The organism is Leisingera sp. S232 (assembly GCF_049800895.1).
Taxonomy (GTDB): domain Bacteria; phylum Pseudomonadota; class Alphaproteobacteria; order Rhodobacterales; family Rhodobacteraceae; genus Leisingera.
This window is the reverse complement of sequence record NZ_JBNAFX010000002.1, coordinates 174,579-187,832: the sequence shown is the minus strand read 5'-3', so window position 1 is coordinate 187,832 and position 13,254 is coordinate 174,579. Positions and strand designations below refer to the sequence as shown.

Genomic DNA, 13,254 nt, shown 5'->3' with positions numbered 1-13,254 from the left:
TGCTTCGCCTTTTCTTCCGCAATTCTCTCACTCAATCATGCCCCATCTTCTTCATCATGGCTTCCAGCCGCGGCACATCTTCCGGGTTGTTCAGTTCCCAAAATTCGCGACCACGCGCCTCAACTTCCACACACAGCACTTTACGCCCGTTTTCCAAAAACCGCAGCTGCTCCAGCCCTTCGAGCCGCTCCAGCGGCCCTGTATCCCAATCAGGATACGCTGCCAGGGCATCCGGCCGGTAGGCGTAGACGCCAACATGGTGAAAGACCGGCGTGTTTTCGCCATCACCAAAGGTTTGCCCGCAGTACGGGACCACCTCCTTGGAGAAATAGAGCGCGCTATGGTCCGCAGCAAACACCGCCGTTGTGCCGCCGACACGGCCTTCCTTGCGGTCCGCCAGCAGGCTGTTCAGGGTTTCGCCATTGCAGCGCAGCACCGGTGTCGCCAGCCCCATGCCGGGCGCGGCCCGAAGCCCAGCCACCAGATCCTCAACGAACCAATGCGGCGTCAGCGGTGCATCGCCTTGCAAATTCACCACAATCTCATAGCCGCCGCCCAGCGCCGCATGCGCCTCAGCGCAGCGTTCGGTACCATTGGCGCAGGTTTCCGAGGTCATCACAACTTCGGCGCCAAAGGCCTCGGCGGCCTCTTTGATGCGATCATCATCGGTGGCCACCACCACACGGTCCACGCCTGCAACTGAACTGGCAGCCCGCCAGGACCGCTCCACCAGTGAACGCTTCTCGCCGGTTGCACCGGTCAGCGGCACCAGCGGCTTGCCCGGATAGCGGGTGGAGGCATAGCGGGCGGGAATGACGATCAGGACTGACATCAGGCTTTCTTCAGCTCCACTGCCGGCGCATAAGCAATAAAGAACGGGTTCGCGTACCCTTCTTTACCGTATTTCAGCGGTGAATGGTCATCAAAACGCACCACCTCACCGCCAGCCCCGGCGAGAACCGCATGACCAGCCGCAGTGTCCCATTCCATGGTGCGGCCAACCCGCGGGTACAGATCTGCCTCACCGGTGGCCACCAGACAGAATTTCAGCGATGAGCCTGCGCTTTTGCTGTCCTTCACGCTGTACTTGCCGATGTAATCATCAGTTGCCTGATCACGGTGCGATTTCGACGCCACCACCATCAGCGCCGAATTGTCGCTGTCAGCCACCCGGATCGCGCGGGTCGCGCCGATGGTCTGCGGATCAAACGCCCCGGTCTCCTCCACAGCGCTGCCATCTGCCAGGGTAAAGAACATCCGTTCCTTGGCCGGCGCATAGACCACACCGCGGGTCGGCACGCCGTTTTCCACCAGGGCGATGTTGACGGTAAAATCACCGCGGCGATGGATGAATTCCTTGGTTCCGTCCAGCGGATCGACGATCAGGAAGGTATCCCCGCGTTCCTTGTGCGAAGCAGACTGTTCCTCAGTAACCAGCATCATCTCCGGAAACGCCGCGCGCAAACCGGCCGAGATCAGAGCATCCGCTGCTTCATCTGCTTCGGTCACTGGGCTGTCATCAGACTTCACTTTCACGTCGAAGTCGTCGGAATTATAGATCTCCATGATCTTCGCGCCGGCTTCTATGGCCAGACGACGAATTACAGGCACCAGATCGTCATAGGTCACTTATTTCTCCCCAACACGGGTTTAATTGAAAATTTTCCTCTTGCCCCTTATGATACTCAGACAGCAGAACGGCAAGCAGCCGCATCAGATAAGAGCAGAGAACGCAGGTCTCATGTTTCAACAGCGCCCTCAGTCTTCGCGGACATCAGGTTTCTTCGCCCTGAGCGAAGTGGTGTTTCATTCTGCTGTGCGCAGCGTCCGCTCCAAACATAACAACGCCTTTATCGCGTTGGGGCTGAACCTGATGCAAACAATTCTGTTTGTTTTGGCCTTCTACGTCATGTTTGCGCTGCTAGGAATGCGCGGCTCTGCAATCCGCGGCGATTTCCTGCTGTATGTGATGTCTGGCGTCTATCTGTTCATGGTCCACACCAAGACCGTAAGCGCCATCTCCGGCGCCGAAGGCCCCAGCAGCCCGATGATGCAGCATGCCCCGATGAATACGATGGTGGCACTTCTGTCCGCTGCCATCGGCGCGCTCTATATTCAGGTGCTGTCCCTGTTCTTCATCCTGTTTGTCTATCACGTTGCCTACACGCCCGTGGAAATCGCGGAACCCATTCCGGCCTTCGGCATGGTCCTGCTGGCCTGGATCACCGGGTTTGGCGTGGGGCTTGTCTTCCTGGTGCTGAAACCCTGGGCCCCCAGTTTCGTCAGCATTCTGACCATGATCTACCAGCGCGCCAATATGATCGCATCGGGCAAGATGTTCCTGGCAAACACCCTGCCCAGTTTCATGCTGGCCATGTTCGACTGGAACCCGCTGTTTCACTGCATCGATCAGTCGCGGGGCTTTGTCTTCATCAACTACAACCCGCATTTCAGCTCCTGGCAATATGCCGCCTGGGTGGCGCTGGTGCTGATCGTTGTGGGGCTGATGGGTGAATTCTACACCCGCCGCCATGTCTCCCTCAGCTGGAACGCGCGCCGGTGAGGGGGCGGCACGCTGCTGCCCTTCTTTGGCTGGCCTTGCTGGCTCTGCCCGCCGCAGCGCAGGAGTATCCCGCGCTCCACAGTGTCACCGGTGTTGCAGCTGATGACGTGCTCAACATCCGCAGCACCCCCTCCGCCAGTGCTGAAGTCATCGGAACCCTGGCACCGGATCAAACCGGTGTGGAAGTGATTCTAGCGGATGAAAGCGGTAAATGGGGCCAGGTGAACAGCGGCGAGCAATCCGGCTGGGCCGCCCTGCGGTATCTGAGCCCGGAACCCCAAAACGACTGGCGCATGATGCACGGACAGGCGCTGGACTGCTTCGGCACCGAGCCCTTCTGGTCCCTGACCCTGGATGAGGCATCTTATCTCAGGACACAGGACGAGCCTGTCACTCCCTTTGTGCTCATGGCGCGGCAACCGGCAACAGGCCGCCCCGGCAAATCCGGCTTCCATGCAGTTGGCCGGATTGACAGCGCCTTACCCATTCCAGACATCCGCAGCATATCCGGCACTCTCACCGCGCGGCATTGCACAGACGGCATGTCGGACCGGGTCTACGGCATCTCCATCGACCTGCTTCAGTTTCGAAAGGCCGGCCAGCTCGACGTCCTGACCGGCTGCTGCTCGCTGGTGCCCTAGCCGCCGGCCCCAAGACTTTTCAGCAAAAGTCTTGGCAAAAGTTTTCGGCAAAACTTTTGCGCCCCGCCAGCGTCACGTCACCACCCTGAGCGTCAGGTTGATCCGCCCGCCCTTGGGCAGCAGCCGTGACGACTTGAACCGGATCCGGTCCACCCCGTGATAGGCCAGCCGCGCCGCGCCGCCCATCACCACAACATCACCTGAATTCAGCCAGAGAGATTCCGTCTTGCCGCCGCGCGTCCGGTTGCCGATCCGGAACAGCCCGTCATCCCCCAGCGAGATCGAAACCACTGGAAAGGAAAAATCCGCTTCATCCTTGTCCTGATGCAATCCCATCCGCGCGCCCTCGCCATAGTAGTTCAGCAAACAGCACTCGGGCGGCCGCTCCAGCCCGGTCAGCACACGCCAGATCTCCAGAACCTCCGCCGGAATCACAGGCCAGGCCTGCCCGGCGGGATGCTGCTCCGTATAGCGATAGCTTTTGGCATTCGAAAACCAGCCGAACTGCCCGGCCGAGGTCATTCGCACCGACATCCGCCCGCCGCCGGGCACTTCCGGCGAAAACAACGGCGCCGCCTTCAGCACGCCCCGCAGGCTCTCTATCAGTGCCCGCTGCCGGGCTGCATCCAGATACCCCTTGTGAACATCAAATCCGCGCACCTTCAGCAGGGCCATAGCCGTTCATCCATTCTTAACCATGACCCTTGCAAAAAAGCGCATTGATTCACGCCTCCAGACGTGTACTGGCGCTTGCAGGGCCGTTTTCACGCCCCTATATACGCCGGGACGCGGCGAGGTGCAGACCAAACCGCAAATCAATCGGGGCCGGGATGCCGCAACGGGTTCAGGCCTCGGGTAATCGCCTTGAGTAGTAAAAAGGGATCGCAAATGAGCAAAGTTATCGGCATCGACCTGGGGACCACCAACTCCTGCGTGGCCATCATGGATGGCTCCCAGCCCCGCGTGATTGAAAACGCCGAGGGCGCGCGCACCACCCCGTCGATTGTTGCCTTCACCGACGATGAACGCCTCGTCGGCCAGCCGGCCAAGCGCCAGGCTGTCACCAACCCCGACAACACCGTGTTCGGCGTCAAGCGCCTGATCGGCCGCCGGTTCGACGACCCTGCCGTCGAAAAAGACAAAAAGATGGTGCCCTTCGCCATCGTCAACGGCGGCAACGGCGATGCATGGGTCGAAGCCAAGGGCGAGAAATACTCCCCGTCGCAGATCTCTGCCTTCACCCTGGGCAAGATGAAAGAAACCGCCGAGAGCTACCTGGGCGAGGAAGTCACCCAGGCGGTGATCACCGTGCCGGCCTACTTCAACGACGCCCAGCGTCAGGCCACCAAAGACGCCGGCAAGATCGCGGGCCTCGAAGTGCTGCGCATCATCAACGAGCCGACCGCGGCTGCGCTGGCCTATGGCCTGGACAAGGAAAACACCCAGACCATCGCGGTCTATGACCTCGGCGGCGGCACCTTCGACGTGACCATCCTGGAAATCGACGACGGCCTGTTCGAAGTGAAGTCGACCAACGGCGACACCTTCCTGGGCGGCGAAGACTTTGACATGCGGATCGTCAACTATCTGGCGGACCAGTTCAAAAAGGAAAACGGCGTCGATCTGTCCAAAGACAAGATGGCCCTGCAGCGCCTGAAAGAGGCCGCGGAAAAAGCCAAGATCGAACTGTCCTCCACCTCGCAGACCGAGATCAACCAGCCGTTCATCTCGATGGACCCGTCCTCGGGCCAGCCGCTGCACATGGTGATGAAGCTGACCCGCGCCAAGCTGGAAAGCCTGGTCTCCGACCTGATCAAGCGTTCGATGGACCCCTGCAAGGCGGCCCTCAAGGATGCTGGCCTCTCCGCCTCCGACATCGACGAGGTGGTTCTGGTCGGCGGTATGACCCGGATGCCGAAAGTCATCGAAGAGGTCTCCAAGTTCTTCGGCAAGGAACCGCACAAGGGCGTGAACCCGGATGAAGTGGTTGCCATGGGCGCCGCCATCCAGGCCGGCGTTCTGCAGGGCGACGTCAAGGACGTGGTGCTGCTCGACGTGACCCCGCTGTCGCTCGGCATCGAAACCCTGGGCGGTGTCTTCACCCGCCTGATCGACCGCAACACCACCATCCCGACCAAGAAGTCGCAGGTGTTCTCGACCGCGGAAGACAACCAGAACGCCGTGACCATCCGCGTGTTCCAGGGCGAGCGTGAAATGGCAGCCGACAACAAGATGCTCGGCCAGTTCAACCTCGAGGAAATCCCGCCGGCACCGCGCGGCATGCCGCAGATCGAAGTGACCTTTGACATCGACGCCAACGGCATCGTGTCGGTCGGCGCCAAAGACAAGGCGACCGGCAAGGAACAGCAGATCACCATCCAGGCATCGGGCGGTCTCTCGGACGACGACATCGAAAAGATGGTCAAGGACGCCGAGGACAACGCCGAAGCAGACAAGGAACGCCGCGAGCTGATCGAAGCCCGCAACCAGGCCGAATCGCTGATCCACTCGACCGAGAAGTCGGTTGAAGAGCACAGCGACAAGGTTGATCCTTCCACTGTAGAAGTGATCGAACTGGCTGTGGCAGCTCTGAAGGACGATCTGGAAAACGAGAAATCGACCGCCGAGAAGATCAAATCCGGCATCCAGAACGTCACTGAAGCCGCAATGAAACTGGGCGAAGCGATCTACAAGGCGCAAGCCGAAGCGGAAGGCGAGGAAGAACCGGCAGCAGCTGACGAAGCCGCCGGCCCGGCTGACGACGACATCGTTGACGCGGAATTCGAAGACCTGGACAACGATAAGCGCTAAGCCTGACATCAGGCCATAGCGGGCCGGTCCGGATCCCGGACCGGCCCATCTTCGTTGAGGCAGATGGGGTTATCCGATGTCAAAACGCGACTATTACGATGTGCTCGGGGTGGCCAAAGGCGCCTCCGCAGACGAAATCAAAAAGGGCTTTCGCAAGAAGGCCAAAGAACTGCATCCCGACCGGAACTCCGACAATCCGGATGCCGAGGCGCAGTTCAAGGAAGCCAATGAGGCATACGACGTCCTGAAAGACGCCGAGAAGAAAGCTGCCTATGACCGCTTTGGTCATGCTGCTTTTGAAAACGGCATGGGCGGCGGCCAGCGCGGCGGTCAGGGCCAGGGCTTTGGCGGTGGCGACTTCTCCTCCGCCTTCTCCGATGTGTTCGACGACCTGTTCGGCGACTTCATGGGCGGTCAGCGCGGCGGCGGCGGCGGACGGCAGCGGGCCTCTCGCGGCGCCGACCTGCGCTACAACTTGCGCGTCTCTCTCGAGGAAGCCTTTGCCGGGCTGCACAAGACCATCAAGGTTCCGACCTCGGTTGCATGTACCTCCTGCGAGGGCACCGGCGCTGAGGGCGGTGTGGAACCTACCACCTGTCCCACCTGCTCTGGCATGGGCAAGGTGCGTGCACAGCAGGGTTTCTTTACTGTTGAACGCACCTGCCCGACCTGCTCGGGCCTGGGCCAGATCATCAAGAACCCGTGCAAATCCTGCCACGGCCACGGACGCGTGGAAAAGGACCGCTCCCTGTCGGTGAATATCCCCGCAGGCGTGGAAACCGGCACCCGCATCCGTCTGGCCGGCGAAGGCGAAGCCGGCCTGCGCGGCGGCCCTCCGGGCGATCTCTACATCTTTGTGGAGGTCGGCCAGCACGCCCTGTTCGAACGCGACGGCAACAACCTCTATTGCCGGGTTCCGGTCAGCATGGCCAAAGCAGCGCTTGGCGGTTCCATCGAAGTGCCGACCATTGACGGCGGCCGCGGCCGGGTGCAGATCCCCGAAGGCAGCCAGTCCGGCCGCCAGATGCGGCTGCGCAGCAAGGGCATGCCAGCCCTGCGCGGCGGCGCCACCGGCGACATGTTCATCGAACTGGCGGTGGAAACCCCGGTCAACCTCACGTCCCGCCAGAAGGAGCTTCTGCGCGAGTTCGAGGAAATGTCCGAGGACAACACCAACCCTGAATCCCGCAGCTTCTTCTCTTCGGTGAAAAGCTTCTGGGATGGTATGAAGGGCTGAGCGCCGCCTGGGAAACCGTCCAGTCGACAGTTTCAGGCGCGAATAAGGGCGCAGAGCCCTTGGCGCTACATAGATCATGTCACCAGAAAGCGCCCCACACGGGGCGCTTTTCTATTTCCGAACCGTGCCGATGCCGCAATGCGCATTAACACTTCTTCAACCAAGATGGCGGCACCATGGCGGCATGGCACAGGACCCCTCTTTTCAGGACGTCTCCCTGCCGCTGTTCCCCGGCAGCGACGAAGCTCCCGCGCAGCCCCTGGCCTCTGGCCGCCTGCCCTCCTACATCAAGGACCACCGCACGCGCCTGCGCGCGCGTTTCATGGCGGGCGGCGCGGCTGCAATGCCGGATTACGAGCTGCTGGAACTGGTCCTGTTCCGCTCCATCCCCCGCCGCGATGTGAAACCGCTGGCGCGCCAGCTGCTGGACACCTTTGGAGATTTCAACCGCGTGGTCACCGCCTCAGCCGAACGGCTGGCGCAGATCAAGGGGATCGGTGACGCAGTCATCACCGACCTCAAGGTGCTGGAGGCCGCCGCCCACCGTATGGCGCGCGCCCGGGTGATGCAGCGGCAGGTGATCTCCAGCTGGGACGCATTGCTGGACTATTGCCACACCATCATGGCCCACCGTGAGACAGAGCAGTTCCGCATCCTGTTCCTGGACCGCAAGAACGTGCTGATCGCCGACGAAGAACAGTCCCGCGGCACCGTCGACCACGTGCCTGTCTACCCTCGGGAGGTTGCCAAACGCGCTCTGGAACTCAACGCCAGCGCCTTGATTCTCGTGCATAATCACCCATCCGGAGATCCAACACCTTCTGACAGCGATATCCAAATGACGGATCAAATCCAGGCCGCACTCACCGCATTGGGGATCACTTTGCACGACCATCTGATTATCGGAAAATCTGCGGAACTCAGCTTCCGTGCTCAGGGTTACCTGTAACGGCTTTGAACATTTTCTTCTGTGATTTCCAGTGTCCGTTGACACGGTAGCTGCCCAGCGCGGCCTTTGCCGCAACTCGAAACCACAAAGGGCCGGGCACAGGCAGCGGCAACGCTTCAGTGATGCCGTGATCGGACCTGCCCGCCCCCCCTGCCTGGAAGGTGCTTTTCGGGATGCTCTTGCGACCTATGCCCGCTTCTCGCCAATCGTTGCCACGCCCAGAACCTCCAGCACCTTGGCTTCGATCTGCGGAGCGTTCATGGTTGCAACTTCATACATATCCGCGGGGCTGGCCTGGTCGATGAAGATATCGGGCAGCACCATGGAGCGGAACTTCAGGCCGCCGTCAAACACGCCTTCTTCTGCCAACAGCTGCGCCACATGGGAGCCGAAACCGCCCACCGCGCCTTCCTCGATGGTGATCAGCGCCTCGTGGTCGGCGGCCAGCTGCAGGATCAGATCGCGGTCCAGCGGCTTGGCAAAGCGGGCGTCGGCGATGGTCGGCGTGATGCCTTTGGCTGCCAGTGCCTCGGCGGCTTTCTTGACCTCACCCAGACGGGTGCCAAAGGACAGAAGGGCGACGCGTTTGCCCTCCTGGATCATCCGGCCTTTGCCGATCTCCAACACTTCCGGGGTTTCCGGCATATCGACGCCTTCGCCCTCACCGCGCGGGTAGCGGAACGCAATGGGGCCGTCATCATGTGCGGCGGCAGTGGCGACCATATGGGCCAGTTCGGCCTCGTCGGCGGCGGCCATCACCACCATGCCCGGCAGATTAGCCATGAAACCGATGTCAAAGCTGCCCGCGTGGGTGGCACCGTCGGCCCCCACCAGACCGGCACGGTCGATGGCAAAGCGGACAGGCAGGCGCTGGATTGCCACGTCATGCACCACCTGATCATAACCGCGCTGCAGAAAGGTCGAATACATCGCGCAAAACGGCTTCATCCCGCCTGCGGCCAGTGCTGCGGCAAAAGTGACGCCGTGCTGTTCGGCAATGCCGACATCGAAAGTACGCGAGGGATAGCGTTCGGCCATCAGGTTCAGCCCGGTGCCATCGGGCATCGCCGCAGTGACAGCACAAATCTTGTCGTCCCTGGCCGCGAGCTTCACCAGCTCATTGCCAAAGACCGAAGTATAGGACGGCGCGTTGGAGGGCGCTTTTTTCTGCTCGCCGGTCACCATGTCGAATTTGGCTGTCGCGTGCCCCTTGTCGAGGGCGGCCTCGGCCGGGGCGTAGCCCTTGCCCTTCTTGGTCAGCACATGGATCAGGATCGGGCCGGTGGCGCGGTCTTTGACCGTACGCAGCACCGGCAGCAGCTGGTCCATATCGTGGCCATCAATGGGACCGAGATAGGAAAACCCGAGCGCCTCGAACAAAGTGCCGCCAACAGCCATGCCCTTGAGCATATCCTTGGCCCGCTTGGCGCCTTCGCGGAAGGGTTCTGGCAGCAGCGAGACGGCACCCTTGGCGGCGGCTTTCAGCTCCTGGAAGGGTTCGCCCGCATAAAGACGCGAGAGATAGGAGGACAGCGCGCCAACCGGCGGAGCAATCGACATTTCATTGTCGTTCAGAATCACGATCAGCCGCTTGCCCAGATGGCCTGCGTTGTTCATCGCCTCAAACGCCATGCCGGCCGACATTGATCCATCGCCGATCACGGCAATTGCATCGCCATTGCCCTCGGGGATCACCCCGCCAAGGTCACGCGCCACGGCAAAGCCAAGCGCTGCGCTGATCGAGGTGGAGCTGTGGGCGGCGCCGAAAGGGTCATATGGCGACTCAGACCGTTTGGTGAAACCGCTGAGACCGCCCTTCATCCGCAGGGTACGGATGCGGTCGCGGCGGCCGGTCAGGATCTTATGCGGGTAGCATTGATGCGAGACGTCCCAGATCACCTTGTCACGCGGGGTGTCAAAGACCGCATGCAGGGCAGTGGTCAGCTCCACCACCCCAAGGCCTGCCCCCAGATGGCCACCGGTGACCGAAACCGCGGCAATGGTTTCCTGCCGCAGTTCATGGGCAACCTGCACCAGCTGCGCATCCGTCAGCCCCTTCAGATCCGCAGGGCGCGAGATCTGGTCCAGAAGCGGGGTATTGGGCCTTTCGGACATGGTGTCTCCTTGGGCTGCACCGGCCAGAGTGGTCCGGGCGTGGCGCGGGGTTAGCTGTCGCGCGAAATAACGAAGCGCGCGGCTTCCTTCAAGGTTGCAGCATCCGCGCCGTAAGGCGCGAGTGCGAAACAGGCTTCCTCGCACAGGGCACTTGCGCGGGCCTTGGCCTCTGCCAGCCCCAGAAGCGAGACAAATGTGGCTTTGCCGGCATCGGCATCCTTGCGCACGGCCTTGCCGACCTTTGCGGCGTCGCCTTCCACATCCAAGATGTCATCGGCGATCTGAAATGCAAGGCCAAGGGCGCATGCGTATTGCCGCAGAGGTGCCGGGTCGCTGCCTGCCAGCACGGCACCGGCGGTGGCAGACCACTCGATCAGGCAGCCGGTTTTGCGGCTCTGCAGCTTGGTGATCTGATCCAGGGTCAGCGGATCAGCCGCGGTCTCGGCGGCGATGTCCAGCATTTGGCCCGAGACCATACCGTCCTTGCCAGAGGATTGCGCCAGACTGCGGATCAGGGTCAGCGTCTGCGGGCCCATCTTGGGGTCTGCCAGCAGTTCAAAAGCAAATGCCTGCAGGCTGTCGCCCGCCAGCACCGCCATCGCTTCATTCCATTTCTTGTGGACAGTGGGCTGACCACGGCGCAGATCATCGTCGTCCATGCAGGGCAGATCGTCATGTACCAGCGAATAGGCATGGATGCATTCAATGGCGAGCGCAGCCTCGAGGGCGGCCTCGGCCGGAACGCTGTGCAGACGGGCGCTTTCCAGAACAAGAAAGCCGCGCAGCATCTTGCCACCGGTGATGGCATAGCGCATCGCCACATGCAGTTCGTCACCACCCGCCAGCCGCAGCTCCATATGTGCGGTAATCTGGCCTTGCGCGTCTTTCAGCGCCTCTGCGAAGGGGCGCGTTTGGGCGTCAGCTGCGGCGGTCATGTGTCAGCCGGCGTCCAGCGGCTGGGTGCCTTTGGGGGTGCCGTTTGCGTCCAATGTGATGGCCGCAACCTTTTCCTCGGCGCGCTTCAGCTCGTCCTCGCAACGTTTCTTCAGCGCCGCACCACGTTCGTACAAAGCGATCGAGGCATCCAGCGCCACGTCGCCGCGCTCCAATTGGTCCACCACGCCTTCCAGCTCACGCATCGCCTGTTCAAAGCTCATCTGGTCTACGGGGGTCTCAGTCATGCCGGTGCCTTTATCAATTCTTCCACATGCGCGCGGGTTGCCGCGGCCAGCGCGTTCAGATCATATCCGCCTTCCAAAGTCGAGACGATACGGCCGCCGCAAAGTTCACTTGCGAGTTTACCCAGCTCGGCTGTGATCCAGGCGAAATCGGCGGTGGCCCAGTTGAGGCTGGCAAGCGGATCGTCCTGATGGGCATCGAAACCTGCCGAGATGATGATCAGCTCGGGCTTGAAGCTGCGCAGGCGCGGGAAGGCCTGACCCTCATAGGCCGCCTGCATCTCTGCTCGGCCCGATCCCGGTGCCAGCGGCATGTTCAGGATATTGTTATGGGCGCCGTCCTCATCCGGGCAGCCGGAGCCGGGCCAGAGCGGCATCTGCTGGCTGGTGATGACCAGCGCGCGCGGTTCATCCCACAACAGATCCTGGGTGCCGTTGCCGTGGTGCACGTCGAAATCCACCACCGCGACGCGGCTGAGCCCGTGGTGATCCAGCGCGTGTTTTGCCGCCAGTGCTGCATTGCCGAACAGGCAGAAGCCCATGGCGGTGTCTGTTTCGGCGTGATGCCCCGGCGGGCGCACTGCGGCAAAGGCGTTCTGCACCTCGCCGCCCAGCACCATGTCGACGCCGCGCACCACCGCGCCGGCCGCGCGAAAGGCTGCGTCCAGCGAGCCGGGGGACAAGAACGTATCCCCGTCGATCTGCACCCAGCCATCAGCCGGGGAGGCTTTGCGCAGCTCTGCGAGATAACCGGCGGGGTGAATGCGCAGGATGTCGTCTTCGGCAGCCATCGGGGCAGTCACACGATGCAAGTCCAAGGGCTCCAGCGCGTGCAGGATGTGTTCCAGTCGGGCGACCTGTTCAGGGTGGCCATCGGGGGTCACATGCTGCAGGCAATCGGCATGGGTGATCAGGGCGGTGGTCATCTGCGGTTTCCTCCTGCGGCGGGTCTTGGCGCGACACTAGGAGCGGGTTGGCGGCGGCTGCAAGAGGAATCCCGGGGCGCGGCCCCGGACCCCGGGGTATTTATCACCAGAAAGAAGCAGCTGGGCTCGATTCAGTCCGGGGTCAGCATATAGCCGGCGCCGCGCACAGTTTGCAGGTACTGCGGCTGTTTCGGGTTGGGTTCGATCTTGCGGCGCAGGCGGGTGATCTGCACGTCCACAGCGCGCTCTTGCGCCTGACCGCGGTCGCGACCCAGATCCTCAACCAGCTTGCTGCGGGAAACCGGCTCGCCGGGGCAGCCTGCGAAGATCTTCATCAGCTGGCTTTCGGTGCCGGTGAGCCGGATCAGCTCATCCCCCTGCCACATCTCGCCACGCTCAATGTCATAACGGATGGCGCCCAGATGCAGCACCTTGGGGGCGCTGTCCTGAGCAGTGGTGTCAGGCATCCGGCGCAGGATGGCATTGACCCGCAGCAAAAGCTCCTTGGGTTCGAAAGGTTTCGGCAGGTAATCGTCAGCGCCGGCCTCCAGGCCCGAAATCCGGTCTTCGGTCTCGCCTTTGGCGGTCAGCAGCAGGATTGGGGTGGTCATGGTTTCGCGCAAGGACCGGGTCAGCGAAACGCCGTCCTCACCGGGCATCATCACATCCATAATGATCAGATCGAAATCCAGACCGGCCAGCACTCTGCGGGCATGGGCCGCATCCCGCGCCGCCGTCACCAGGAAACCGGAGCGCATCAGGAATTTCTTCAACAGGCCGCGAATGCGCTCGTCGTCATCCACGATCAGCAGATGGGCGTCATGTGTGCTCATG

Annotated in this window: 13 protein-coding genes; 5 read left to right on the top strand and 8 right to left on the bottom strand. The window is 61.8% G+C overall.

The window, feature by feature from the left end:
- Positions 1-31 precede the first annotated feature (31 nt).
- The gene (locus tag ACP151_RS02430; protein ID WP_424977249.1) at positions 32-832 is read right to left on the bottom strand and encodes a 3-deoxy-manno-octulosonate cytidylyltransferase; all 801 of its coding nucleotides are present in this window, start codon (positions 830-832) and stop codon (positions 32-34) included.
- Positions 832-1,629 carry a 3'(2'),5'-bisphosphate nucleotidase CysQ gene (gene cysQ / locus ACP151_RS02425; RefSeq protein WP_424977248.1) on the bottom strand — a complete coding sequence of 266 codons (798 nt, stop codon included), beginning with the start codon at positions 1,627-1,629 and terminating at the stop codon, positions 832-834. Before cysQ ends, ACP151_RS02430 begins: the two co-directional genes overlap by 1 nt.
- A gap of 112 nt (positions 1,630-1,741) precedes the next feature.
- Between cysQ and ACP151_RS02420 the strand changes: the two genes are divergently transcribed.
- Together ACP151_RS02420 and ACP151_RS02415 are read left to right on the top strand one after the other, a co-directional pair.
- Positions 1,742-2,563 carry an ABC transporter permease gene (locus ACP151_RS02420; RefSeq protein WP_424977349.1) on the top strand — a complete coding sequence of 274 codons (822 nt, stop codon included), beginning with the start codon at positions 1,742-1,744 and terminating at the stop codon, positions 2,561-2,563.
- A 35-nt stretch (positions 2,564-2,598) separates the two neighbouring features.
- Positions 2,599-3,204, top strand: a complete 606-nt coding sequence (locus ACP151_RS02415) for an SH3 domain-containing protein (protein ID WP_424977247.1) — start codon at positions 2,599-2,601, stop codon at positions 3,202-3,204.
- Positions 3,205-3,276: 72 nt separating this feature from the next.
- On the opposite strand, the gene ACP151_RS02410 is transcribed toward ACP151_RS02415, so the two are convergent.
- On the bottom strand, positions 3,277-3,879 hold the full coding sequence (locus ACP151_RS02410; RefSeq protein WP_424977246.1) for an alpha-ketoglutarate-dependent dioxygenase AlkB family protein: 603 nt from the start codon (positions 3,877-3,879) through the stop codon (positions 3,277-3,279).
- Positions 3,880-4,068: 189 nt separating this feature from the next.
- Between ACP151_RS02410 and dnaK the strand changes: the two genes are divergently transcribed.
- From dnaK to radC, 3 genes are all read left to right on the top strand, one after another.
- Complete coding sequence (gene dnaK, locus ACP151_RS02405; RefSeq protein ID WP_424977245.1) at positions 4,069-6,015, top strand: molecular chaperone DnaK; 1,947 nt, start codon at positions 4,069-4,071, stop codon at positions 6,013-6,015.
- Positions 6,016-6,091: 76 nt separating this feature from the next.
- On the top strand, positions 6,092-7,252 hold the full coding sequence (gene dnaJ / locus ACP151_RS02400) for a molecular chaperone DnaJ (RefSeq protein ID WP_424977244.1): 1,161 nt from the start codon (positions 6,092-6,094) through the stop codon (positions 7,250-7,252).
- Between the two features lie 184 nt (positions 7,253-7,436).
- Positions 7,437-8,201: a RadC family protein gene (gene radC, locus ACP151_RS02395; protein ID WP_424977243.1), complete on the top strand. Its 765-nt coding sequence runs from the start codon at positions 7,437-7,439 to the stop codon at positions 8,199-8,201.
- A 186-nt stretch (positions 8,202-8,387) separates the two neighbouring features.
- On the opposite strand, the gene dxs is transcribed toward radC, so the two are convergent.
- The 5 genes from dxs to ACP151_RS02370 form a co-directional block, all read right to left on the bottom strand.
- Positions 8,388-10,316, bottom strand: a complete 1,929-nt coding sequence (dxs, locus tag ACP151_RS02390; protein ID WP_424977242.1) for a 1-deoxy-D-xylulose-5-phosphate synthase — start codon at positions 10,314-10,316, stop codon at positions 8,388-8,390.
- A gap of 50 nt (positions 10,317-10,366) precedes the next feature.
- Positions 10,367-11,251 carry a polyprenyl synthetase family protein gene (locus tag ACP151_RS02385; RefSeq protein WP_424977241.1) on the bottom strand — a complete coding sequence of 295 codons (885 nt, stop codon included), beginning with the start codon at positions 11,249-11,251 and terminating at the stop codon, positions 10,367-10,369.
- A gap of 3 nt (positions 11,252-11,254) precedes the next feature.
- On the bottom strand, positions 11,255-11,497 hold the full coding sequence (locus ACP151_RS02380) for an exodeoxyribonuclease VII small subunit (RefSeq protein WP_019297546.1): 243 nt from the start codon (positions 11,495-11,497) through the stop codon (positions 11,255-11,257).
- Entirely contained in the window at positions 11,494-12,420 is a 927-nt protein-coding gene (locus ACP151_RS02375; protein WP_424977240.1) for a histone deacetylase family protein, read from the bottom strand. Before ACP151_RS02375 ends, ACP151_RS02380 begins: the two co-directional genes overlap by 4 nt.
- Before the next feature lie 131 nt (positions 12,421-12,551).
- The gene (locus ACP151_RS02370) at positions 12,552-13,253 is read right to left on the bottom strand and encodes a response regulator (protein ID WP_424977239.1); all 702 of its coding nucleotides are present in this window, start codon (positions 13,251-13,253) and stop codon (positions 12,552-12,554) included.
- Between the last annotated feature and the right edge of the window lies 1 nt (position 13,254).

Bases quoted from the DNA above. Each gene is read 5' to 3' on its own strand.
- ACP151_RS02430 (WP_424977249.1), bottom strand. From the start codon at position 832: ATGTCAGTCCTGATCGTCATTCCCGCCCGCTATGCCTCCACCCGCTAT.
- ACP151_RS02380 (WP_019297546.1), bottom strand. From the start codon at position 11,497: ATGACTGAGACCCCCGTAGACCAGATGAGCTTTGAACAGGCGATGCGT.
- ACP151_RS02410 (WP_424977246.1), bottom strand. From the start codon at position 3,879: ATGGCCCTGCTGAAGGTGCGCGGATTTGATGTTCACAAGGGGTATCTG.
- ACP151_RS02370 (WP_424977239.1), bottom strand. From the start codon at position 13,253: ATGAGCACACATGACGCCCATCTGCTGATCGTGGATGACGACGAGCGC.
- ACP151_RS02385 (WP_424977241.1), bottom strand. From the start codon at position 11,251: ATGACCGCCGCAGCTGACGCCCAAACGCGCCCCTTCGCAGAGGCGCTG.
- ACP151_RS02420 (WP_424977349.1), top strand. From the start codon at position 1,742: ATGTTTCAACAGCGCCCTCAGTCTTCGCGGACATCAGGTTTCTTCGCC.
- ACP151_RS02375 (WP_424977240.1), bottom strand. From the start codon at position 12,420: ATGACCACCGCCCTGATCACCCATGCCGATTGCCTGCAGCATGTGACC.
- radC (WP_424977243.1), top strand. From the start codon at position 7,437: ATGGCACAGGACCCCTCTTTTCAGGACGTCTCCCTGCCGCTGTTCCCC.
- dnaJ (WP_424977244.1), top strand. From the start codon at position 6,092: ATGTCAAAACGCGACTATTACGATGTGCTCGGGGTGGCCAAAGGCGCC.
- dxs (WP_424977242.1), bottom strand. From the start codon at position 10,316: ATGTCCGAAAGGCCCAATACCCCGCTTCTGGACCAGATCTCGCGCCCT.